General features: G+C 62.7%; 18 protein-coding genes and 1 other RNA gene. 6 read left to right on the forward strand and 13 right to left on the reverse strand.

Annotated features, from left to right (window positions below):
* The first annotated feature begins 99 nt into the window (after positions 1-99).
* Both fnr and ASF84_RS18360 read left to right on the forward strand, forming a co-directional pair.
* A complete protein-coding gene (gene fnr / locus ASF84_RS18355) occupies positions 100-834 on the forward strand; it encodes a fumarate/nitrate reduction transcriptional regulator Fnr (protein WP_056840282.1) in 735 nt (244 codons plus the stop codon).
* A 61-nt stretch (positions 835-895) separates the two neighbouring features.
* Positions 896-1,444: an adenine phosphoribosyltransferase gene (locus ASF84_RS18360; RefSeq protein WP_056840283.1), complete on the forward strand. Its 549-nt coding sequence runs from the start codon at positions 896-898 to the stop codon at positions 1,442-1,444.
* A gap of 270 nt (positions 1,445-1,714) precedes the next feature.
* Here the strand turns inward: ASF84_RS18360 and recR are convergent, their stop codons facing one another.
* From recR to dnaX, 4 genes are all read right to left on the reverse strand, one after another.
* Positions 1,715-2,317 carry a recombination mediator RecR gene (recR, locus tag ASF84_RS18365; RefSeq protein WP_056840795.1) on the reverse strand — a complete coding sequence of 201 codons (603 nt, stop codon included), beginning with the start codon at positions 2,315-2,317 and terminating at the stop codon, positions 1,715-1,717.
* A 62-nt stretch (positions 2,318-2,379) separates the two neighbouring features.
* Positions 2,380-3,414, reverse strand: a complete 1,035-nt coding sequence (locus ASF84_RS18370; RefSeq protein ID WP_056840284.1) for an NADP-dependent oxidoreductase — start codon at positions 3,412-3,414, stop codon at positions 2,380-2,382.
* A 149-nt stretch (positions 3,415-3,563) separates the two neighbouring features.
* A complete protein-coding gene (locus ASF84_RS18375) occupies positions 3,564-3,890 on the reverse strand; it encodes a YbaB/EbfC family nucleoid-associated protein (protein ID WP_056840285.1) in 327 nt (108 codons plus the stop codon).
* 57 nt (positions 3,891-3,947) lie between these two features.
* Positions 3,948-6,053, reverse strand: a complete 2,106-nt coding sequence (gene dnaX, locus ASF84_RS18380) for a DNA polymerase III subunit gamma/tau (RefSeq protein ID WP_056840286.1) — start codon at positions 6,051-6,053, stop codon at positions 3,948-3,950.
* Between the two features lie 125 nt (positions 6,054-6,178).
* Here dnaX and ASF84_RS18385 point away from each other — a divergent pair, with 125 nt between their 5' ends.
* Positions 6,179-6,967, forward strand: a complete 789-nt coding sequence (locus ASF84_RS18385; protein ID WP_056840287.1) for a substrate-binding periplasmic protein — start codon at positions 6,179-6,181, stop codon at positions 6,965-6,967.
* 263 nt (positions 6,968-7,230) lie between these two features.
* Positions 7,231-7,743, forward strand: a complete 513-nt coding sequence (locus ASF84_RS18390; protein ID WP_082481699.1) for an N-acetylmuramoyl-L-alanine amidase — start codon at positions 7,231-7,233, stop codon at positions 7,741-7,743.
* On the opposite strand, the gene ASF84_RS18395 is transcribed toward ASF84_RS18390, so the two are convergent.
* Together ASF84_RS18395 and aceE are read right to left on the reverse strand one after the other, a co-directional pair.
* Positions 7,729-8,451, reverse strand: a complete 723-nt coding sequence (locus ASF84_RS18395; RefSeq protein ID WP_056840288.1) for a GNAT family N-acetyltransferase — start codon at positions 8,449-8,451, stop codon at positions 7,729-7,731. The genes ASF84_RS18390 and ASF84_RS18395 overlap by 15 nt on opposite strands.
* Before the next feature lie 123 nt (positions 8,452-8,574).
* Complete coding sequence (aceE, locus tag ASF84_RS18400; protein ID WP_056840289.1) at positions 8,575-11,244, reverse strand: pyruvate dehydrogenase (acetyl-transferring), homodimeric type; 2,670 nt, start codon at positions 11,242-11,244, stop codon at positions 8,575-8,577.
* Between the two features lie 132 nt (positions 11,245-11,376).
* On the opposite strand from aceE, the gene ASF84_RS18405 reads away from it, so the two are divergent.
* Entirely contained in the window at positions 11,377-11,835 is a 459-nt protein-coding gene (locus tag ASF84_RS18405; RefSeq protein WP_056840290.1) for a MarR family winged helix-turn-helix transcriptional regulator, read from the forward strand.
* On the opposite strand, the gene ASF84_RS18410 is transcribed toward ASF84_RS18405, so the two are convergent.
* Entirely contained in the window at positions 11,820-12,890 is a 1,071-nt protein-coding gene (locus ASF84_RS18410) for a transketolase-like TK C-terminal-containing protein (protein WP_056840291.1), read from the reverse strand. The genes ASF84_RS18405 and ASF84_RS18410 overlap by 16 nt on opposite strands.
* Before the next feature lie 96 nt (positions 12,891-12,986).
* Between ASF84_RS18410 and ASF84_RS18415 the strand changes: the two genes are divergently transcribed.
* Entirely contained in the window at positions 12,987-13,628 is a 642-nt protein-coding gene (locus ASF84_RS18415; RefSeq protein WP_236709453.1) for a hypothetical protein, read from the forward strand.
* Positions 13,629-13,898: 270 nt separating this feature from the next.
* Here ASF84_RS18415 and ffs read toward each other — a convergent pair.
* The 6 genes from ffs to ASF84_RS18440 all read right to left on the reverse strand — a co-directional run bounded on the left by ffs (position 13,899) and on the right by ASF84_RS18440 (position 23,361).
* An RNA gene (gene ffs / locus ASF84_RS28620) (signal recognition particle sRNA small type) lies at positions 13,899-13,995 on the reverse strand.
* Between the two features lie 387 nt (positions 13,996-14,382).
* Positions 14,383-15,549: a zinc-binding metallopeptidase family protein gene (locus tag ASF84_RS18420; RefSeq protein WP_056840292.1), complete on the reverse strand. Its 1,167-nt coding sequence runs from the start codon at positions 15,547-15,549 to the stop codon at positions 14,383-14,385.
* A gap of 85 nt (positions 15,550-15,634) precedes the next feature.
* Positions 15,635-17,995 carry an NAD-dependent DNA ligase LigA gene (gene ligA, locus ASF84_RS18425; RefSeq protein ID WP_056840293.1) on the reverse strand — a complete coding sequence of 787 codons (2,361 nt, stop codon included), beginning with the start codon at positions 17,993-17,995 and terminating at the stop codon, positions 15,635-15,637.
* A gap of 106 nt (positions 17,996-18,101) precedes the next feature.
* Entirely contained in the window at positions 18,102-18,962 is an 861-nt protein-coding gene (zipA, locus tag ASF84_RS18430) for a cell division protein ZipA (protein ID WP_056840294.1), read from the reverse strand.
* Positions 18,963-19,202: 240 nt separating this feature from the next.
* Positions 19,203-22,700 (reverse strand): chromosome segregation protein SMC, encoded by a 3,498-nt coding sequence (gene smc, locus ASF84_RS18435; protein ID WP_056840295.1) that lies wholly within the window; start codon positions 22,698-22,700, stop codon positions 19,203-19,205.
* Between the two features lie 4 nt (positions 22,701-22,704).
* Complete coding sequence (locus ASF84_RS18440) at positions 22,705-23,361, reverse strand: GntR family transcriptional regulator (RefSeq protein ID WP_056840296.1); 657 nt, start codon at positions 23,359-23,361, stop codon at positions 22,705-22,707.

The following is a 23,361-nucleotide window of genomic DNA, read 5'->3' on the forward strand; positions in this document are numbered from 1 at the left end:
ACGACAGGTCACTTGCATGACATTTCCTACGCTGGTCGAAGCTACTAACCCTGAGTTACCCTACATCCTGTGTGTGCTTATCCCACAAGGAATAGAGTGATGTCCGAGCCAGTCAAATTGCGTGCTCATAATCAGGCTCATTGCAAGGATTGCAGTCTGGCGCCGTTGTGCCTGCCCCTGTCGCTGAACCTGGAAGACATGGACGCGCTGGACCAGATCGTCAAGCGTGGCCGCCCCCTGAGGAAAGGCGAGTTTCTGTTTCGCCAGGGCGATACCTTCGAATCGGTGTACGCCGTGCGCTCCGGCGCCCTGAAGACTTTCAATATCAGCGACGGTGGCACCGAGCAGCTCACCGGTTTCCACCTGCCCAGCGAGCTGGTCGGCATGTCCGGGATGGACGCCGAAGCCTATCCGGTTTCGGCCCAGGCGCTGGAAACCACGTCGGTATGCGAGATTCCGTTCGAGCGCCTGGACGAACTGTCGGTGCAACTACCCCAGTTGCGGCGCCAGTTGATGCGCGTCATGAGCCGTGAGATCCGCGACGATCAGCAGATGATGCTGTTGCTGTCGAAGAAAACCGCCGACGAGCGTATCGCGACCTTTCTGGTCAATCTGTCGGCGCGTTTTCGGGCGCGGGGCTTTTCAGCCAATCATTTCCGCCTGAGCATGTCGCGCAACGAGATCGGCAATCACCTGGGCCTGGCGGTCGAGACGGTGTCACGGGTGTTCACCCGCTTCCAGCAGAACGCGCTGATTGCCGCCGAGGGCAAGGACATCCAGATCCTTGACCCGATCCAGCTCTGCGCCTTGGCGGGCGGTGCCATGGAAAGCTGAAACGTGCGATCCAGGGCTGGCCGGCCTACACTGTCGGCCTACCTTGCCCTGGATTGCCCGTATGACTTTTGACGACATCCACATCAAATCCCTGATCCGCCCTGTCGTGGACTTTCCCAAGCCTGGCGTAGTGTTTCGCGACATCACCCCGCTGTTTCAGTCGCCCAAGGCCATGCGTCAGGTCATCGACCATTTCGTGCATCGCTATATCGACGCCGACTTCAACCAGATCGGCGTGATGGACGCGCGCGGTTTCCTGATCGGTTCGGTGGTGGCCTATGAGCTGAACAAGCCGCTGGTACTGTTTCGCAAACAGGGCAAGCTGCCCGCCGACGTCCTGTCGCAGGCGTACCAGACCGAATATGGCCAGGCGTTTCTGGAAGTGCATTCCGACAGCCTGTGCGATGGCGACAGCGTGGTGCTGTTCGATGACCTGATCGCCACCGGCGGTACGCTGATTGCGGCGGTCAACCTGATTCGCCGCATGGGCGCCCGGGTGCATGAGGCAGCGGCCATTATCGACCTGCCGGAACTGGGCGGTTCCAGGCGGCTTGAAGACCTGCAAGTACCGACCTTCAGCCTGACCCGCTTTGCCCTGGATGAGCTGTAGGAGCGCGCTCTGCCCGCGACCGAGTGCGCAGCGCTCGCAAAAATCGATTGAACGCTGAAAATTTACGACTGAAATATCTGCGAAACGCCACAAATTTACGACTGCTAACGCAGCCGGTCGCGGGCAAGCGCGCTCCTACAGCGCGATAGCCTTGCGGCCGGTAAGGGCGTTACAGCGCAATAGTCTTGCGGTCGGTAAGGGCGTTACAGCGCGATAGCCTTGCGGCCGGTAAGGGAGTTAAGCGCGATAGCCTTGCGGTCGGCAAGGGCGTTACAGCGCGATAGGCTTGCGGCCGGCAAACGAGTGCGCCAGGGTGCCGCCGTCGACCAGGTCCAGCTCGCCACCCAGTGGAATGCCGTGGGCAATGCGCGAAGCGATCAGGCCTTTATCGTGCAGCAACTGGGCAATGTAGTGCGCGGTGGCTTCGCCTTCCACGGTCGGGTTGGTGGCCAGGATCACTTCCGTGAAGCTGCCTTGCGCGGCAATGCGCTCCAGCAACTGCGGAATGCCAATGGCCTCCGGGCCCAAGCCGTCCAGCGGCGACAGGTGCCCCTTGAGTACGAAGTAACGTCCACGATAGCCAGTCTGCTCGACCGCATAGACGTCGGTGGGCCCTTCGACCACACACAACAAGGTGTCGTCGCGGCGCGGGTCGGCGCATTGCGGGCACAGTTCTTCTTCGGTCAGTGTGCGGCAACTCTTGCAGTGGCCGACACCGTCCATGGCCTGGCTCAGTGCCAGGGCCAGCCGCGAGCCACCGCTGCGATCACGCTCCAGCAACTGCAAGGCCATGCGCTGGGCGGTCTTTTGCCCGACGCCGGGCAGCACCCGGAAGGCATCGATCAGTTGGCGAATCAGGGGGCTGAAGCTCATGAAGAAAAGTCCCACATAATCGAAAGACGCGGTTTATACCCGCGCCTTGTCGTCAGCGTCAATCAAAGCGTCGAAACCTCGACCACCAGCTTGCCGAAATTGCGCCCTTCCAGCAGCCCGATAAAGGCCTCGGGTGCCGCCTCCAGGCCCTGTACCACATCTTCGCGGAATTTGACCTGTCCGGAGGTGACCAGCGGGGTCATGGCGTCGATGAATTCCTGGCGGCGCGAGCCATATTCCTCGAACACGATAAAGCCCTGGATACGGGCCCGCTTGGTCAGCAAGGTGCGCATCAACAACGGCAGTTTGTCCGGCCCTTGCGACTCACCCTGGGCGTTGTACTGGGCGATCACGCCACACAGCGGGATACGCGCCCGGGCATTGAGCAGCGGCACCACGGCTTCGAACACCTTGCCGCCCACCAGTTCGTAATAGATGTCGATGCCCTTGGGGCAGGCCTCGGCCAGTTCGGCAGCAAAGTTGTCGCCGCGATGGTCAATGCAGGCATCGAAACCCAGTTCTTCGACCACGTAGCGGCACTTTTCCGGGCCACCCGCCACACCGACCACTCGCAGGCCGTGCAGCTTGGCGACCTGACCGACCACCGAGCCGACCGCGCCGGAAGCGGCAGCCACCACCAGGGTTTCACCGGCCTTGGGCTTGCCGATGTCCATCAGGCCCATATAGGCCGTCATGCCGGGCATGCCCAGCACACCCACGGCCATCGACGGGCTGGGCAGGTCCTTGGGCAGCTTCACCAGGCCTGAGCCATCATGGATGCTGTGAGTCTGCCAGCCGGTCTGGCCCACGACCAGATCGCCAGGCTCGAAATTGGAATTGAGCGATTGCTCGACCACGCTGACCGCCCCGCCTTCCATCACCGCATCGATTTCCACCGGGTCGGCATAGGACGGCGCGTCACTCATGCGCCCGCGCATGTAAGGATCAAGCGACAGGTACAGGGTGCGCAATTGCACCTGGCCACCCTTGAGTTCCGGCAAGGCCTCGCGTTCCAGGCGGAAGTTCTCCGGGGTCGGCCGGCCTTTTGGGCGTGAGGCCAGAACGATGCGCTGGTTGAGGATCATCTCTTGAGTCATGACGCGCTCTCTTGAAGGTTAAGGTCTATAAGGCAGACCCTGCCTGAGCGCTGGCGTTCGATCCCGCTCAATCAAAGTGCCCGCATTTGTGGCAGGCAAAAAAATGCCAGGACATTCGCCTGGCATTTTCAACCGCACAAAAAGCGCCGTCAGAACGGCAGCTTCATGCCCGGTGGCAGCTGCATGCCAGCGGTCATGCTGGCAGTCTTTTCCGAGCTGGCCTGTTCGATCTTGCGCACGGCATCGTTGACGGCGGCGGCAATCAGGTCTTCCAGCACTTCCTTGTCTTCCTGCATCAGGCTGTCATCCAGCGAGATGCGCTTGACGTCGTGACGACCGGTCATCACCACGCTCACCAGGCCTGCGCCCGATTGACCGGTGACTTCCGCGTTGGCCAGTTCTTCCTGCATCTTGGCCATTTTTTCCTGCATTTGCTGGGCCTGCTTCATCAGGCCAGCCATGCCACCTTTCATCATGGGGTGTCTCCTTCAAGGGATGGTAAGTATGCGCACCCGTTCAGTGCGCACGCTCTGTCAGTGAGATTGCGCCTCGGCATCGACAGGCTTGATCGTATCCTCGCGGATCACGGCGCCAAACTGCTGCATCATCTGCTGGACGAACGGATCGCCCTGGATCGACGCTATCGCCTGGCGCTGGCGTTCGGCCCGCAAGCGGGAAGCTGCCTGGGCCGGGGTTTCCTGCTCGGGGCGGATCAGCTCGATAGTCAGTTGGATCGGGCGTTCATGGTACTGGTTCAATGCGTCACTGAGGCGACGTTGCTGGGTGGCGTTGAACAGTGCACTGTGCGCCGGGTCCAGGTGCAGCAGCCAGCGGTCGCCCTCGACGCTGATCAGGGTGCAGTTGGCGGCAATGCTGCCGGTCATGCCCGAGATCTGCAGCTTCGGGAAAATCTCCAGCCATTGCAGCGCCAGCCCCGTGGCGGGCATCGCGGCCGGCTCCGGTTCGGGCTCCGGGGCTTCCTGGTGCTGCACGCTTTCGTGGGCCAGCTCATCGAGGTAGCTGAACGAGGCCGGGTCGATGTCGACCTCGGGCTCGACATAATCGTCGTCCGGTGGCGGCTCGTCATCGTGCGCCATGGCCGAAGACAGGTAGGCGCTGTCCGGAATGTCTTCAAGGCCGCCGGCGCCCCGGTCCGGGGTCGGGGCTGCCACCGCAGCCGGCTCGACCACCTGGGGTGCATCGGGCACCGGGCTGGCAGGCGTCGGGGCCGGCATCGGGGTCAGCTCGGGCGGCTCGGCGACGGTTTCCAGCACCGGCTCCGCTGCCACTGGCGCGGCGACTGGTGCGGGAGCAGGAGCCTTGGGCTCGTTCCACGGCAGGTCGACGTCCTCGACCGGCTCGGGTTCAGGCGCCGGTGCAGGCCGGGGTTCAGCCGCCGCCACCGGGGCCGGCTGCAGCGCGGGGGCAACGGGCTGGGCAGTGTTGTCTTGTGTTGCAGCGTGGTTCTGTGCCGGGGCTACCGCTGGGCGGGAATCAGCCTTGGCCTGGCTGATCCCCACTGGCTTTAGTGGCTGGCTCGGGGCATCGCTGCTGTCGGCCGGGCGGAACGCCAGCATGCGCAGCAGGACCATTTCGAACCCGCCGCGCGGGTCGGGCGCCAGCGGCAGGTCGCGGCGGCCGATCAGGCCCATCTGGTAGTAGAACTGCACGTCTTCGCCGGGCAGCGCCTGGGCCAGGGCCAGCACCCGCTCGCGGTCGCCATGGCCGTTGTCGAGCGCTTCGGGCAAGGCCTGGGCGATTGCCACGCGGTGCAACACGTTGAGGATTTCAGCCAGCACACCACTCCAGTCCGGGCCTTGCTCGGCCAGGTGGCGCACCGCTTCGAGCACACCGCGGGCGTCGCCTTCGAGCAAGGCGGTCAGCACATCGAACACCTGCCCGTGATCCAGCGTCCCGAGCATGGCGCGTACATCGGCGGCCATGACCTTGCCTTCGCCAAAGGCAATGGCCTGGTCGGTCAGGCTCATGGCGTCGCGCATCGAGCCATCGGCGGCGCGGCCCAGCAGCCACAGGGCATCGTCTTCGAACGGAATGTTCTCGGCACCCAGCACATGGCTCAAGTGCTCGACCACCCGCTCGGGGGTCATGTTCTTCAGCGAGAATTGCAGGCAGCGCGACAGGATGGTCGCCGGCAGCTTCTGCGGGTCGGTGGTCGCCAGGATGAACTTGACGTAGGGCGGTGGCTCCTCGAGGGTCTTGAGCAGGGCATTGAACGAGTGACTGGAGAGCATGTGCACTTCGTCGATCAGGTAGACCTTGAAGCGTCCACGGCTGGGCGCGTATTGCACGTTGTCCAGCAGCTCGCGGGTGTCCTCGACCTTGGTGCGGCTCGCGGCGTCGATCTCGATCAGATCAACGAAGCGGCCTTCGTCGATCTCCTGGCACACCGAACAGGTGCCGCACGGCGTCGAGGTGATGCCGGTCTCGCAGTTCAGGCACTTGGCGATGATGCGCGCAATAGTGGTCTTGCCGACCCCGCGCGTGCCGGTAAACAGGTAGGCATGGTGCAGCCGCTGGCTGTCCAGGGCATTGATCAGAGCCTTGAGCACATGGGTCTGGCCGACCATTTCGCGGAACGAGCGCGGACGCCATTTACGTGCAAGAACCTGATAACTCATCGAAAACCGTCGCGAAGGGGGAGACAAAGACCGCTAATGCTAGCGGAGCAAGGCTGAAATTGCATCTGCTGGACACTCAAGCTGCGTCCGTGCACGATTCTGCCTTTACAGGAACAGGTACGCACATGCGCTTTAATCCCCTGCACACAGGCGTCATAGCGCTGAAAAGCCTGCTGCTGAGCCTGTTGCTGGCAGGTCTGCCCGTCCGTGCCGCCAACGAGCCGCCGCTGCGGTTTTCGGTGTCCGAGAGTTGGTCGATGCCGTTGATCCACATCGAGGGCCATCAGCCGACTACCGGCATCCTGTTCGACATCATGCACAGCCTGGCGCGCCAGGTCGGGCGCACGCCTGAGTTTCATGTGCTGCCACGCCTGCGTGTACAGACTGCCCTGGCACTGGGAGAGATCGACATACGCTGCTACACCTCGCCTGCCTGGCTGAGCAGCCTGTCGGGCGACTATTTCTGGAGCCTGCCGATCCTGACCCAGCGCGACATGCTGCTGGCCTCGCCGGAAACTGCAGGCCCTTACCCCGAGCAGTTCGACAATGAAGTGGTCGGCACCGTGCTGGGCTACACCTACCCGGAACTGCAGCACCTGTTCGACAACCATAACCTGCTGCGTGAAGACGCCCGCAATGAAGAGCAAGTGCTGAGAAAACTGGTAGCCGGGCGCTACAACTATGCGGTGGGCAGCCAGTTGGCGATGGACTGGATCAACCGTGAGCTGCCGGCCAGGCGGCGCCTGAAGATCGTGTCGCTGATCAGTGAACAACCGGCCGGCTGCATGATCCGCAACGACCCGGCCCTGCCGGCACAGAAAATCCTGCGCACCTTGTTGCGGATGAAGATGTCCGGAGAACTCCAGCAGATCGTCGACCGCTACACCGCCCTGCCGGGCAATGAGACGCCGTAGACGCAAGGCCGATCAGGCTGGCGTCGCGGACAGAGCCCGCCCTCATCAAAAAAATAACTGACTCATTATATTGAGTTTAAAAAATTACTTGTGCTTGCTGCGCGACAGCGTGCCGGCTTGGCGCGGTGCCCCTTTGGCACGCCAAGGCTGGGGATGATCTCCTTTGGTAATCGTTTCGCCCTTTATTGCAGAATTGCCTGACAGACACAGGCTCAGGCTTTCTATTCAGTCAGGGCTTCCTCTCACTCCAAGGAAGCCCGTTCATGACCTTTCCAACCTTTACCACACCGCTCGACACCCCGCGCCTGCCAGACCGCGAAGGCACCGACCTGCTGGTCGTGCACTGCTCGGCCACTGCCCCGACACTCGATATCGGCGTAGCAGACATTGATCGCTGGCACCGGCAACGCGGCTTTGATGCGGTGGGTTATCACTATGTCGTCTGCCGCGATGGCCGCCTGCAACAGGGCCGGCGCGAAAGCGAGACCGGCGCCCATGTCAAAGGCTATAACAGCCGCTCCATCGGCATCTGCCTGGCCGGTGGCGTGGATGCTGCCAACCGGCCGCAAAACAATTTCACGGCCTTGCAGTTCGACACGCTGGCCCGATTGCTCAGCGCCTTGCAGGCCCGCTACCCGCAGGCACGCCTGCTTGGCCATCGCGACCTGTCGCCGGACCGCAATGGCGACGGGCAGATTACGCCCGACGAGTTCATCAAGGCCTGCCCGTGCTTCGATGTGAATGCGTGGTGGGCCGAGCGTCTACACCAGGCGTAACGGGCGCTGGGCGGGGGCCAGCGCGCCCTCGCCCAAGCGCTCGACCACCAGCGCATCGGCCTGGCGCGCCAGGCGGTCCAGGTGCCGGTCGCGATTTTTCTCGGCGTCGCTCATCGCCCGCCGGCCCTGCTGGTTGAGCAGGTAGGTGTGGATCTGCATGACTTCCTCGCTGCGGTAGATCGGCTCGACATCCAGCACTGCCAGGCGCCCGTTCGAGGCGTGGTCGCGCGTGTTCATCAGCACTTGCGGGCCGCGTGCGCCCAATACCTGGAAGCCCAAGGTCTCGAAGCACGGCACCTTGCTGGCAAAGCAGGCCAGTTCTGCATGCGGATAGCGCGCCAGCATGGCCGTCAACATGCCCCGCGCCACACCCTGGCGCCGCCGGTTGGCCAGCACGGCCATGTAGGCCACCGCGCAGGCTTCGGGATCGTCTTCATAGGGCAGGTACAACAGAAAGCCGATCACCGTGGCCGGGTCTTCGGCGTCCAGCGCCAGGATCAACTCCACCGATAACCCCAGCGAGCCGTCCATGGCTTCCTGGTAGCGATTGACCTCGAAGCCGACGCCGTACTGGTAAAGCGGGTACAGGGGGTTGCTCGGCACAATGCCGACCATGCCAATGTCGGTCACATAATCGATGACCATCTGCATGATCTGGCTCTTGATCGACTCGGGCGGGGGATTTTCCAGGCGGGTGATGGTGAACATGGATAAAGGCAGGCTCGCGGTGGACAGGCCTGCATGATACCCGCTGAGGCGCGGTTGCGCGCGGCGCCGCCGTGAAGGCGGCTTGCCCGCCTCCACGCCTGCCTGCTGATCTGGCGGGCCGGATCAGACGCTGACCGGGTCGATCTTTTCAGCATTGATGCCCAGGTCGACCAAGGCCTGGGCCACCACCTGGCGTTCGATCACGCCGTCATCGGCCAAGGCCTTGAGCGCTGCCAGCACGATGAACTGCCGGTCGACCTCGAAGTGCCGGCGCAGGGCTTCGCGGGTGTCGGACTGGCCGAAGCCGTCGGTGCCCAGCCCGACAAAACGTCGATCACCCAGCCAGGGCCGGATCTGGTCGGCATGAATCTTCATGTAGTCGGTGGCCACCACCACCGGCCCCGGATGACCCTCAAGCACCTGGCGCACATACGGCACCTGCGGCGCCTCCAGCGGGTGCAGCAGGCTCCAGCGCTCTGCCGCCTGCGCCTCGCGGCGGACCTCGGTCAGGCTGGTGGCGCTCCACAGTTCGCTGCTGACGCCGTAGTCCTGCGCCAGGATTTCGCCGGCAGCAATCACCTCGGGCAGAATCGCCCCGCTGCCCATCAGTTGTACATGCCGCGCGCCATTGACCGCACGCTCGACCGGCAGGCGATACAGCCCCTTGATGATGCCCGCCTCTACGCCCTCGGGCATGTCGGGGTGGGCGTAGTTTTCGTTGAGCACCGTGATGTAGTAATAGACGTCCTGTTGCTCGACAAACATGCGCCGCATGCCGTCGTGCACGATCACCGCCAGCTCGTAGCTGTAGGTCGGGTCGTAAGAGAGGCAGCACGGCACGGTGGCCGACATCACGTGGCTGTGGCCGTCATCATGCTGCAGGCCTTCGCCCATCAATGTGGTGCGCCCCGACGTGGCGCCCAGCAGGAAGCCCCGCACACGGGCATCGCCGGCCGCCCAGAGCAGGTCGCCCACGCGCTGGAAGCCGAACATCGAATAGAAGATATAGAACGGCAGGGTCATGACGCCGTGGTTGGCGTATGAAGTGCCAGCCGCGATCCACGAGGAGGTGGCGCCTGACTCGTTCAGGCCCTCCTGCAGGATCTGGCCGTCGGTGCTCTCCTTGTAGTACGACAGCGTACCGGCGTCTTGCGGGGTGTAGAGCTGGCCGACATGGGAATGAATGCCGATCTGGCGGAACAGGCTTTCCATGCCGAAGGTACGCGACTCATCAGGCACGATAGGCACCACCAGGCGACCGATATTCGGGTCCTTGAGCAAGGTGCCGAGGATGCGCACGAAGGCCATGGTGGTGGAAATAGCCCGCTCACCAGTGCCCTTGAGCTGGCCGGCCAGGGCCGACAATGGCGGGATCCGCAACGGCTCGACCTGTGCCTGGCGCGCCGGCACATGCCCGCCCAGGCTGTCGCGCCGCGCTTGCAGGTAACGCGCCTCGGGGCTGTCGGGCGCCGGGCGCAGGTACGGCATTTCACCCAACTGCGCTTCAGACAGCTCCAGGCCGAAACGGTCGCTGAACGCCTTGACCGCCTCAGCGCCCATTTTCTTGAGCTGATGGTTGATATTCTGCCCTTCGCCGGCCTCGCCCATGCCGAAGCCCTTGACCGTCTTGGCCAGGATCACCGTAGGCCGGCCTTTCTGGCGCATGGCGGCGCTGTAGGCGTTATAGACCTTGAGCGGGTCGTGGCCGCCACGCGACAGCTTCCAGATCTGTTCGTCGCTCAGGTCGCTGACCAGTTCCAGCAACTCGGGGTATTTGCCGAAGAAGTGCTCGCGCACATAGGCGCCGTTCTGCGACTTGTAGGTCTGGTAGTCGCCGTCCACGCATTCCATCATGCGCTGGCGCAGCAGGCCGCTCTTGTCCTTTTCAAGCAAGGCATCCCAGCCGCCGCCCCAGATGACCTTGATCACATTCCAGCCGGCGGCGCGGTACAGGCTTTCGAACTCCTGGATCACCTTGGCATTGCCGCGCACCGGGCCGTCCAGGCGCTGCAGGTTGCAGTTGACCACGAAGATCAGGTTGTCGAGTTTCTCGCGCCCGGCCAAAGAGATGGCCGCCAGCGATTCGGGCTGGTCCATCTCGCCATCGCCCAGAAAGGCCCAGACCTTACGGCCCTGATGCGCCTTGAGCTCGCGGTTTTCGAGGTAGCGCATGAAGCGTGCCTGATACGCCGCCGTGATCGGGCCCAACCCCATGGACACAGTGGGGAATTGCCAGAAATCGGGCATCAACCGTGGATGCGGATAGGACGAAATGCCCGCGCCGTCGGTCTCGCGGCGAAAGTTGTCGAGCTGCGTTTCGTCCAGCCGCCCTTCAAGGTAGGCCCGCCCATAGATGCCCGGTGACGAATGGCCCTGGATATAAACCATGTCGCCGCCGAAGGCCTCGGTGCGGCCACGGAAAAAATGCTCGAAGCCGACGTCGTACAGCACCGCCGCCGAGGCATAGGTCGCAATGTGCCCGCCCACGCCGGAGTGCTTGCCGGCGCGCAGCACCATGGCCAGCGCGTTCCAGCGAATGTAGGCATTCAGGCGCTTTTCCATTGCCAGGTCGCCCGGATAAGGCTGCTCACGCTCAGGGCTGATGCTGTTGACGTAGGGCGTGGTGACCCGACCATGAAAGTCACCATGCAACGACACATCGAAGTCCAGCAACTGGTCGATGAGAAAATGCGCACGCGGACGGCCTTCGGCCTCGACCACCGAGGCGATCGAGTCGAGCCACTCGCGGGTTTCCTGGGGGTCGGCATCACGGGGTGGGTAGCTTTGCGCCATCGGACATCCTCCTGGACAGGCAGCGGCCAGCGTCGAAGCGCCCGGCCATTTGATTGCAGTTGCAATTGAATCTATCGCTAACGCCGGTATGATTGCAACTGCAATTACTGACCCACCCTTTCTGGAGCCTGCATGGCCGTCCTCCCCACTGCCGACCTTTGGTTCAATTTCGTGCGTGCCCACCGCAGTCTGATCCGTGAAATCGAGCGGCGCCTGGCCGATGAAAAACTCCCGCCATACGCCTGGTACGACGCCTTGTGGGGTATAGAGAGCGGCCCGGACGGCTGCCGACGCATGCACGAGCTGGCCGACGTCATGGCCATCGAGCGCTACAACCTGACCCGCTTGGTCGACCGGCTCGAAAAGGACGGGCTGGTGCAGCGCATCAAGGCAGTCGAAGACGGCCGTGGCGCCACGGCCTGCATCACCGACCGCGGGCGCAGCCTGCGCAAACGTATGTGGGCGGTGTACGAACAGGCAGTCAACGAGCTGTTTCTGTCGGCTTTCGATGACGAGCAGCAACAAACTTTTGCCGCCGCCCTGGAAACGACCATCGGCAAGGCCCGCCAGCACCTTCAGAACAAACGGTAGCGTTGCCGGGCCTGCTCCGGCCTTTCCGCGTCTGACGGCCCTTCACGCCCCAGCAGTTGCAGGGCACTGAACACCAGCCAGTGCCGATCAAGGCGCTGGCCGGGCGCCAGGCTATCAGCGCCCAGCGCGCTGAACGGTGCTTGCAGGTGGGCACCGATCTGCGCGGCCACAAACCCGGCATAACCGGTCACCGCCAGCACCGGCGCATGGCTGGCCGCCAGGCAATCGTGCAAATGGCTGCGACGTGGCGTCTGGTCGCGATGACGACGGTTCCAGTGCTGCGCCGCCTCGGCCTCGCGCGCCAACCGGGTGTAGCTGGGCGCACTCCAGACCTCGCAGGCCACGCCCCAGTCTTGTTCAAGCAAACGTGCGGCAGCCCGCACTTCACGCAGCATTCGTCCGGCACCCAGCAGGCGGATCCGCGTGCCGCTCGTTGCTGCGGTCGACGACAAGCGATACAGACCCGGCCAGGCCTGACGACGGTCACATGCCCCGCTCTCGCCCGGCTCATCGTGCAGGGTCATGTAGCACACGACCGGCTGCGCCTCGATATACAGGGCCTGCACGGCACCGCCCAGGATGGCCAGCGCTTCGGCGCCACAGGCCGGGTCGTAGGGCAGGCAATCGCGATTGCCTGCCAGCCACAGCGGCAGCCAGGGATGCGCGCCCTTGGCCCAGCGCGAAGGCGAAGACTCGATGTCGTTGAGCAGGATGCCGCGCTCACCCAACTGGCTGGCCAGCATCGATACCTGCGCCGAGGTGGCCGAGCGGGTCTGGTAGAACACCGGCTGCTGTTGGCTGGCCTGATCGCTGAACCAGCGCGGCCAGAGGCTGACGGGCGTATCGATGCCGGGGTTTTCGCTTCGGTCGTCGACTACGTGCAAGCGACCACGGGTGGGCGGCTCGTGCCTGAGGCGGTGCAGGGCGCTGGCAATGCTCGACAAAGGCGAGTGGGTGCTGCCGACACTGTCCAGATGCCATTGATCGATTCGCTGAATGCACACTTGGGTAGCCAGGGCCGGTGGTGCCGTGGTTTGTGAAGACGGGATATCCATTGCGGCAGATTCCTTGCGCACGGGTCAGAGGCGTACAGGAATAAGCCAGTATAATTGCAAATGCAACCATAAGCTTTCCAGCATGACAGGGCCGTCATGCACAGAATCCAGGTTGAAAAACAGCCCGGTGCTACTATTGCGCAGCCGCAGAACCTCACATTCAAAAGGACTTCTTTGATGCTTTATCTTCGCCTGCTTCTGGTTTCAGCCTTTATCGCTCTTTGTACGGGATGCGCCTCGCCAGCCCAGATTTCGGGCATGTCAGTACCGGCCGATCAGGCCAGGACAAATGCCTACGACCCGACATTGCAAAACAATGTCAACCTGACCGAGGTCAATGGTGGGGATAAGACCAACCCGATGTGGACTTCGGAGATCGACGCACCGGATTTTGGCGCGGCATTGAAGCAATCGCTCGCCAATGCCAATTTGCTTGGTACAAGCTCAGCCCCTTACGCCCTGCGTGCCAACCTGTTGCGCGTCGAGCAGCCTATATTCGGACTGGATTTTCAAGTGACCAGCGAAGTTGAATACACCTTGATAGAGTCGAGCACCGACAAAGTGATCATGCGCGAAATCATTCGCACCCCTTTCACGGCCGGCGTGGGTGACTCGTTCATAGGCGTCAAGCGTCTGCGCCTGGCTAACGAAGGATCCGCGCGTGCGAACATCATGGACTTGCTCAAGCGCCTTAGCCTTCTGAAAATCGACGCAAGGCAGGTTTCATTGAAGAACTGAGCCTTGATACAACCAGATCCTTGCTGCTCGCTCCCTTGGGCTTCACCCTGATGTGAACATCCAGGGGACGAGCCATGCACTGAATAGCTCCGCTTCTTGAACGCGTGATCGACGGCGATAGCCAAGGGGTCATAGCGTGAGGTATTGGATACGCAATAAACGAGATGGCACGGCGCTTGCGCTGCACGGCCTGGCGTCTCTGGACGCTGTCACACTTATGGGTATTTGACGCGAGTCCTGGCAGAACCAAGACTTAGAGAAAGGTGGCAACCCCACCAGCCACACCCCGGCACACAATGTTCCCGCTATGGCTGCTTCCTTCCGGATCTGACCAGGTTCACGGGTAATCGTTGCGAGGGGACCGATGGGGCCACCATAACGACACTTGCCAGTGGCAAGCCGCGCCATTGTACCGGTCTGGCGCGAAGTTACAACCTCTGGCGTGATTAAAATTTCGAAGAGGGTCAAGTACTTGTGTAGCGCACCGGCGGCGGACGCTCTGATCGAAGCTCATCCGCTTTTTACGACCTGCCAGGACACCACAGCCCTATGGGAGGTTCTACTGGCGACTACCGGCTTGCAGAATAACCGGCGATGGTACCGGCCTCATCGCCTGCAGAGCAGCCTCCCACAAGTCTGATGACACCTCGAATCTCGTGCCTGGCATCAGATTATGGGAGGCCGCAACTGCTGCGATCCGACGATGACGCCCTGATTAATCCTGCAGATGCATCGGTCGTGCGACGGTGCAGCGTCAGGCCGCTTGCAGTACCTCATCGGCCTTGCCGCCGGCTTCCTGGATCACCAAGTGGATAAAATGCAGCTTGGCGATGACGGCCGGTGGCAAGACAAACGGGTAGAAGTCCGGCTGGCCCATGCTGCGTGACAGTTCGTTGAGCATGCCGGCCAGTTCGATCCAGGCGTTGACGAACGACAGGAATGCAGGACCGCTGGGGTGCTGCGGGTCGTACAGGGTGTCGAGCGGGAACGGCTGGTAATCGAGTTCCATTTCCCGGGCGCTCATGCCAAAGCCCAGGGCGGTGTCGACGGCGTCCATCATGTGCAGGTAGTGCGCCCAGGTTTCGGCCCAGTCTTCCCACGGGTGCATGGTGGCGTAGGCACTGACCGAGTGTGTCTGCCAGTCGGCCGGCGCACCTTGCTCGTAATGGCGATCCAGCGCTTCGGCGTAGCTGGCGCGCTCGTCGCCGAACAGGCCGCGAAAGCCCTCTTCCCAATGCGTATTGGCGATCAATTGATCCCAGTAGTAGTGACCTACCTCATGACGGAAGTGGCCCAGCAAGGTGCGATAGGGCTCGCGCATCTGCACGCGCACCGCTTCGCGGTGGGCGTCGTCGGCTTCCTTGATGTCCAGGGTAATCAGGCCGTTGGCGTGGCCGGTGGTGGGCTTGCGGCCCTCGATGTCGACGCCAATGAAGTCGAACGCCAGACCGCGCTCTTCGTCCACCGACTTGGGGATAACCTTCAGGCCCAGCGAGATCAGTTGCGCCACCATACGTCGCTTGGCGGTCTCGACCTTGCGCCAGCGCTCGTGGTTTTCAACGTCCGCAAGGTCGGGAATGGTACGGTTGAGGCTGCACGCCACACAGAACTCGCCCAGATCATGCGCCGGGAACAACCAGTTGCATGCTGCGGGTGTCTGCAGGTTGGCACAGCGCCGGTACAGGCCGATGCCTGGCTCGTCACTCAACCGCCAGGTGCCCGGCTCGCCGGCCGGCTCCAGCGCCACCACCCGGCTCTGCTGGGGCAGATACCCCAGTGCGGCCTCGCAGGCCAGGCACCGGGTATTGGGAAAAAACACCGACTGGCCGCAACGGCATGACCAGACCTTGCTGTTGCGCCGTGTTTCACCGATGAATGGCGCAGCGATACGCGAACTCAATTGCTCGAAAAATTGAAACATGGCGGATTTCCCCTAGTGGCCTGCATGACTAGATCATGGCCACTTACAGGGGTTCCGTCGATACGAGACTGGCAAGCCAGGCGGTTTATAAATCGATGCCCTGCCCGGCCAGGAACTCGATGAACGCGTCCTCGTCGAGCACCTTGACCCCCAATTCATTGGCTTTGGTCAGCTTAGAGCCGGCACCGGGGCCGGCCACCACGGTGTGGGTCTTGCCGGACACCGAGCCGGACACCTTGGCGCCCAGGCTTTCGAGCTTGTCCTTGGCTATGTCACGGCTCATGCGCTCCAGGCTGCCGGTCAACACCCAGCTCTGACCGGCCAGCGGCAGGCCTTCGACGGTCTTCTTTTCGCTCTGCCAGTGCATGCCAAAGGCCTTGAGCTGGGCTTCAAGCGTCCTGGCCAGCTCGGCATTGGCCGGCACATCGAAGAACTCGCGCACCGACTTTGCCTGCTTTTCTGCCAGGGTCTGGCGCATGTCCAGCCAGTCGGCCTCGATCACGCTGTCCAGTGTGCCGAAGCGCTCGGCCAGTTTCAGTGCCCCGCCCGGCCCGACCGAAGGGATGTGCAGTTTGTCGAGCAGGCTGTCGAGGGTCGCGCTGGCGGCAAACTCGGCGCCCAGCTCACCCTCTTCCTGCAATTGCAGGCCACGCTCACCCAGCAACGCATCGATCACGTTGCGGTTGTGCTCGTCCTCAAAGAAGTTATGGATTTCATGCGCCACTTCCAGGCCGACATCCGGCAGGTAGGTGAGCACCTGCGGCAAGGCCTGCTTGACCCTTTCGAGCGAACCCAGCGCACGGGCCAGGCCCTTGGCGGTGCCCTCGCCCACATCGGGAATGCCCAGCGCATAGATAAAGCGCTCCAGCGAAGGTTGCCGGCTGTCGTCGATGGCCTTGAGCAGCTTTTTGCTGGACACCTCGGCAAACCCTTCCAGGTCGATGATCTGCTCGTACTGAAGGGCATACAGGTCGGCAGGCGAGCCGATGAGCTTTTCATCGACCAGTTGTTCGATGGTCTTGTCGCCCAGGCCTTCGATGTCCATGGCCCGGCGCGACACGTAGTGGATGATTGCCTGCTTGAGCTGCGCGCCGCAGGCCAGCCGGCCGATGCAACGATACACCGCGCCCTCGCTGAGGGTCTGCTTGCCCTTGCTGCGCTTGATCAACTGCGTACGCTCGACATGCGAGCCGCACACCGGGCAGGTTTGCGGCACCTGCACCGGGCGGGCATCGGCCGGACGGCGCTCGGTCACCACCTGCACGACCTGCGGAATCACATCACCGGCCCGGCGAATGATCACCGTGTCGCCGATCATGACATCCAGGCGCGCCACTTCATCCATGTTGTGCAAGGTTGCGTTGGAGACGATCACGCCGGCCACCTTGACCGGCTTGAGCCGCGCCACCGGCGTCACCGCGCCGGTGCGGCCTACCTGAAACTCAACGTCCAGCAGTTCGGTGAGTTCTTCGAGTGCCGGAAACTTGTGGGCAATCGCCCAGCGTGGCTCGCGCGACCGGAAGCCCAGTTCGCGCTGGGAGGCCAGGGTATTGACCTTGAACACCACGCCATCGATCTCGTAGGCCAGGCTCAGGCGCCGCTCGCCGATGTCGCGGTAATAGGCCAGGCACTCTTCGACGCCGTTGGCCAGGCGCAATTCGCGACTGATCGGCAGGCCCCACTCCTTGAGCTGGTTGAGCAGGCCGACGTGGGTGTCGGCAATGTCCGCCGACACCTGGCCCAGGCCGTAGCAGCAGAACTCCAGGGGGCGGCTGGCGGTGATTTTCGAGTCCAGCTGGCGCAGGCTGCCGGCCGCCGCATTGCGCGGGTTGGCAAAGACCTTGCCACCCGCTTCAAGCTGGCTGGCATTGAGTTTTTCAAAGCCGGCCTTGGACATGAACACTTCGCCGCGCACTTCCAGCAGCGGCGGCCAGCCGCTGCCATGCAGCTTGAGCGGCACATTGCGGATGGTGCGCACATTGACGCTGATGTCTTCACCGGTGGTGCCGTCGCCACGGGTCGCGCCCCGTACCAGCGCACCGTCACGGTACAGCAGGCTCACGGCCAGGCCGTCGAGCTTGGGCTCGCAGCTGTACTGCACCCTGGCACCGGCGCCGAACAGGTCACCCGCCGGCAGGTCCAGCCCCTCGCCCACGCGGCGATCGAAGTCGCGCAAGTCATCGTCCTCGAAGGCGTTGCCCAGGCTGAGCATCGGCACTTCGTGGCGCACCTGGGTAAACGCTGTCAGGGCCGCGCTGCCGACCCGCTGGGTCGGCGAGTCAGGGGTTACCAGGTGCGGGTTCTCGGCTTCCAGCGCCTTGAGCTCATGAAACAGGCGGTCGTACTCGACATCCGGAATGCTGGGCTCGTCGAGCACGTGATAACGGTAATTGTGCTGATCCAGTTCCGTGCGCAGTTCCAGGATTCGGGTTTCGGCGGCCTTCATGGTCGGGGTCTCTCAAAAAGCAAAAGAGCAGCCGGGGCTGCTCGATCAGTAGAAGAAGATGAGTGGACGCGGGCGCAGTTCATCCTGTCGCGCCCGGCCCAGGCACTCAGCGACGCTGAGTCAGTGCGCGACGCTCGAATTCGACAATACGCTGGCGGTAGTGTTCGATGGTCTGCGCCGTCAATACACTGCGCTGGTCATCCTTGAGCTCGCCATCGAGTTCATGCGCCAGCTTGCGCGCGGCCGCGACCATGACATCGAATGCCTGCTTGGGATGGCGCGGACCTGGCAAGCCAAGGAAAAAGCTCACCGCACGGGTGCTGAAATGGTCGATATCGTCCAGATCGAACACACCGGGCTTGACCGCATTGGCCATCGAAAACCAGATCTCGCCGTTGCCGGCCATGCTTTCGTGACGGTGGAAGATGTCCATTTCACCGAAACGCAGGCCGCTTTCAAGGATGTTCTGCAGCAATGCCGGCCCCCTGAAGCCGCCTTCGTCACGGGAGATGACACTGATGACCAGGACTTCTTCCAGAGGCACCTGGTCCTTGTCTTCAGTGGCTGCGGCACGCACCGCAGGCTTGTCCTCGACAACCTCGTCGTCACGGGCCGAGAACAGGCTCGGGCCGTCATCCGCCAGGTCAAGATTGCCCGACGCCGGTTCGTCCTTGCGCTTTCGGGTGTCGTTGTAGCGACGTCGCGGCTCACGCGCCTCGCCACTGACCGAAGGCAGGTCGTGTTCGTCAAGCTGCGGCTCTTTATGGGTGTCCAGCACGCGGGGAGGCCCCAGCAGATCGGCGGACGATGGCGTATCGTCCTCATCCGCGGTATTGGAGACGCTGCGGTCGAGCCTGAATTTCAATTTTCCCTTGCCGCCGCGCATGCGGCGCCAGCCGTCAAAGAGAATACCGGCGATGACAATGATGCCGATGACGATCAGCCACTCGCGCAGACCGATTTCCATGTAATCCCGTGCCTCTAATGAGAGATTCTGTAAACAAGGGCCTAAACCCCTTTAATACGCGGAGCCAAGTCTATGTTCTAACTGGCGTTTTGCCCACGATGACGATAAAAAAAGTGGTGATTAAACTAGCACGACCTCAAGCAACTTAACACCGTCTATTCCACCTGTGAGTCAAGAATCGGTAAGTAACGCACACCTGACGTCAAAAAACCCTCGGCGTTCCTGCATTGCAAACCCCCGTCAGGCCTCGACCATTGCCAGGGCTTCTTCCACATCGACCGCCACCAGCCGCGAACACCCCGGTTCGTGCATGGTCACACCCATCAGTTGATCGGCCATTTCCATGGCGATCTTGTTGTGCGTGATATAGATGAACTGCACCGTGGCAGACATCTCCTTTACCAGACGCGCATAGCGCCCCACGTTGGCGTCATCCAGCGGTGCATCGACTTCATCGAGCATGCAGAACGGCGCCGGGTTGAGCTTGAAGATCGCAAAGACCAGGGCCAATGCCGTCAGGGCTTTCTCGCCGCCGGACAACAAATGGATGGTGCTGTTCTTCTTGCCCGGGGGACGCGCCATGATTGTCACCCCTGTATCGAGTAAATCTTCGCCCGTCAGTTCCAAATAAGCAGAGCCACCCCCGAAAACTTTTGGAAAAAGGGCCTGGATTCCACTGTTTATCTGATCGAAGGTGTCCTTGAAGCGGTTGCGGGTTTCCTTGTCGATCTTGCGGATGACGTTTTCCAGCGTGTCCAGGGCTTCGACCAGATCGGCATCCTGGGCATCCAGATAACGCTTGCGCTCCGATTGCTGCTGGTACTCGTCGATGGCCGCCAGGTTGATCGCGCCGAGGCGCTGGATACGCGCGCCGATATTTTCCAGTTCCTGCTCGGCCTCGCGTTCGCTGGCCTCGGGCGCCAGGGTGGCAATGACCCCGCCCAGGTCATAGCCGTCCTCGTGCAACTGCTCTTCAAGGGCCTTGCGTCGTACGCTCAGCGTTTGCCAGTCCAGGCGTTGCTGCTCCAGTTGCCCGCGCAGCATCTGTGACTGCTGCTCGGCCTGGGTGCGGCGCTTTTCGACCTCGCGCAATTCACGGTCGGCGTCTTCGAGCGCATTCTTGGCCACGCGCATTTCTTCATCGACTGCCATGCGCCGTTCCAGCAATTCTTCAAGCTTCAGGCGCAGCTCTTCAAGCGGCGCGGCGCCCTCCTCCAGGTTCAGGCTCAGTTGCTCGCGGCGCTCATCGAGGCGTTCGGACTGCATGCGCAAGCGCGCAAGCGCCTGATGTGTCGAGTCGTACTGGGCCTTGAGCGAGCCCAGGCGCACGGCCAACTGATGGCTGCGATCCTTGTGCTGGCGTGCTTCCTGACGTACCCGATCAAGCCGCTCGCGCAGGCTGTCGCGCAGGCCTTGCAGCACCTCGCGCTGTTCGGTGTCCAGGGCCATGGCGTCCAGCGCTTCCTGCAACTGCAAGCGCGACTCGCCCAGGTTTTCATGCTCCAGCGTGCGCTGCCCGGCCAGTTCGGCCAGCTCCTGCTCCAGCCGTACACGGCGCAGGGTCAACTGCTCGGCACGGGCCTTGGCCGCCGACAGGCGCGCCTTGAGCTCACCTTGCTGACGGTGTTCATCCTGCAACTGCCGACGCAGTGTTTCGCGGTGTTCTTCCTGCTGCGCCTGCTGTTCACGCAGGGTCTGCAAACGCTCTTGCAGATCAGCCAGGGTCGCTTCACGGGCGTCACGCTCCACCACCAGCCGCTGGATTTCCTGGCCACGTGCCAACACGCCGCTCTGGGTCTCGTCGGCACGGCGCACCCGCAGGAAATCACGCCCCACCCAATAACCGTCACGGCTGATCAGGCTTTGCCCGGCCTGCAATGTACGGCGCAGGCGCAGGGCCTCATCGAGGTCGGGCACGACCAGTATCGGCCCCAGCCAGCCTGACAGGTCCAGCGCGCTGTCGACCTTGTCCAGCAGGCTGCCGGCCGGGTGCGAACCCTTCGCCGCAGCGCGTGCCGGGCTTACCAGGCGCAGATCGCCCTGACTGAAGCCGGCCAGGTCCAGCCCGGCCAGGTCATCGACCAGCACCGCCTGCAGATCGGCCCCCAGCACGGTCTCGACCGCCAGCTCCCAGCCGGCCTCGACGCTCAGGCCCTCGGCCAGCCGCGGGCACTCGCTCAACTGCTGCTCACGCAGCCATTCGGCGGTGCCGGTGCCCGGGTCCAGCGCCGCCTGCTGCAAGGCTTCCAGCGAGGCCAGACGTCCTTGCAAGCGTTGCAGTTCACCCTGGGCCTGCTGTTGATCCTCGGTGGCGTGCTGCAAGGTGGCGCGCAATTGCTCAAGCCGCTCGACAGCCTGCTCTTCGCCCAGTTGCAGGTCTTCGAGGGTCAACTCGCGGATCGCCAGTTCTTCTTCCTGCCCCTGGATCGCGGCATCTTCGGGGTCTGCGGCCAACACCTGCAACTCTTCACCGAGCCTTCGCTGACGCTCGGCCAACCGTTCCAAAGTCTGCTCAAGCTGCTGGATGCGCGACTGCTGCACCTGGGCCTGGCGCTGTGGTTCGGCCGATTGCTGATTGAAACGGTCCCACTGCTCCTGCCAGCCGTGCATGGCGCTCTCGGCGTCTTCCAGGGCGATGGCCGACTCTTCGGCGGCAGCGGCGGTCATTTCCTGCTCGGGCTCGAGCATTTCCAGCTCTTCGTTCAGGGTCGCCAGCAAGGTGCTGTCATGGCCCAGGTGCGACTCGGTCTCCTGGCGTGCCTGTTCGGCTTCGCGCAGGTCGTCCTGCAACTGGCGCAGGCGTTGCTGGCCATGCTGGATGCTCTGCTCGATGCGGGCAATGTCGCCGCCCACCGAGTAGAACCGTGCCTGAACCAGGTTGAAGCGTTCCGACAGGTCGTGATGACCATCGCGCAGGCGCTCGATGCCGGCATCGGCATTGCGCTGCTCGGCCACAAGGGCCTCGAAGCCAACTTCCTGATCGCCGATCACCGCCTCGCGCTGGCGCACCTGCTCGTTCAGGGCCTGCCATCGCAGAGCCGACAGCTGCGCCTTGAGCTGACGCTCTTCGGTCTTGTACTGCTGGTATTTCTCGGCGGCCTGGGCCTGGCGATGCAGGCGCTCAAGCTGGCGTTCGAGTTCTTCGCGCAGGTCGCTCAGACGCGCCAGGTTGTCCTGGGTGCGGCGAATGCGGTTCTCGGTTTCGCGGCGGCGCTCCTTGTATTTGGAGATGCCGGCGGCTTCCTCGATAAAATTGCGCAGCTCTTCGGGCTTGGCCTCGATCAGCTTGGAGATCATGCCCTGCTCGATGATCGAGTAGCTGCGCGGGCCAAGGCCGGTGCCGAGGAAAATATCGGTAATGTCCTTGCGCCGGCACTTGGTGCCGTTGAGGAAATAGGTGTTCTGGCTGTCGCGCGTCACCTTGCGGCGAATGGAGATTTCGGCGTAGGCAGCATACTCGCCCACCAGCGTGCCATCGCTGTTGTCGAACACCAGCTCGATGCTCGCCTGGCTGACCGGCTTGCGACTGGTGGAGCCGTTGAAGATGACGTCGGTCATCGACTCGCCGCGCAGGTTCTTGGCCGAGCTTTCGCCCATGACCCAGCGCACCGCATCGATGATGTTGGATTTGCCGCAACCATTGGGACCGACCACGGCCGCCATGTTGCTGGGAAAATTCACCGTGGTCGGGTCGACGAAGGACTTGAACCCGGCGAGCTTGATGCATTTGAGGCGCATGCCGTCAGTCCGCCGCCAGGGCGGCCAGCACCAGTTGGCAGTTGCGCTGGCCATAAGCCTTGAGCACGCTGCGGATGCGCACCTGGTCGCGGTCGATCACGGCATGCAGCAGTTGCGCGAACAGCTCGAGAAAGTCGCCCATCTCGGCCTTGCGCTGCTCCAGCGCCAGGTAATAGTTGCGGCTCATGGACGGTTGCAGGTTCTCGATGGTTTCTTGCAGGTACGGGTTATCGGCGAACGGAAACGCCGCACGCATCACGCTGAAGCTGTCTTCGACGAAGGCCTGCACGTCCTGGCGGTCATGGCTGGCCTGCAGGCGCTGCTGGATGCTCACGAAGGCTTGCAGGTCGCTCTGCTGCTGCCAGCGCTCGGCCACCTCCAGCGCCAGCAGGATGTAAAGCTCGCTCATCAGCGTGCACAGGCTGGTGACGTGATGGGCATTGAGCGCGGTCACCTGGGCTCCGCGACGCGGCAGGATCACCACCAGGTGGCGGCGCTGCAGGATCAGCAGGGCTTCGCGCACCGAGCCGCGGCTGACGTTCAATGACTGCGTGACCTTCTGCTCCTGGATGCGCTCACCAGGCTTGAGTTCGCCACGGATGATCCGTTCGGCCAAATGTTGGGCGATTTGCTCGGCCAGGCTGTCGGGAGCCTTGAACAT

The organism is Pseudomonas sp. Leaf127 (assembly GCF_001423155.1).
In the GTDB taxonomy this organism is placed as follows: Bacteria; Pseudomonadota; Gammaproteobacteria; order Pseudomonadales; family Pseudomonadaceae; genus Aquipseudomonas; species Aquipseudomonas ovata.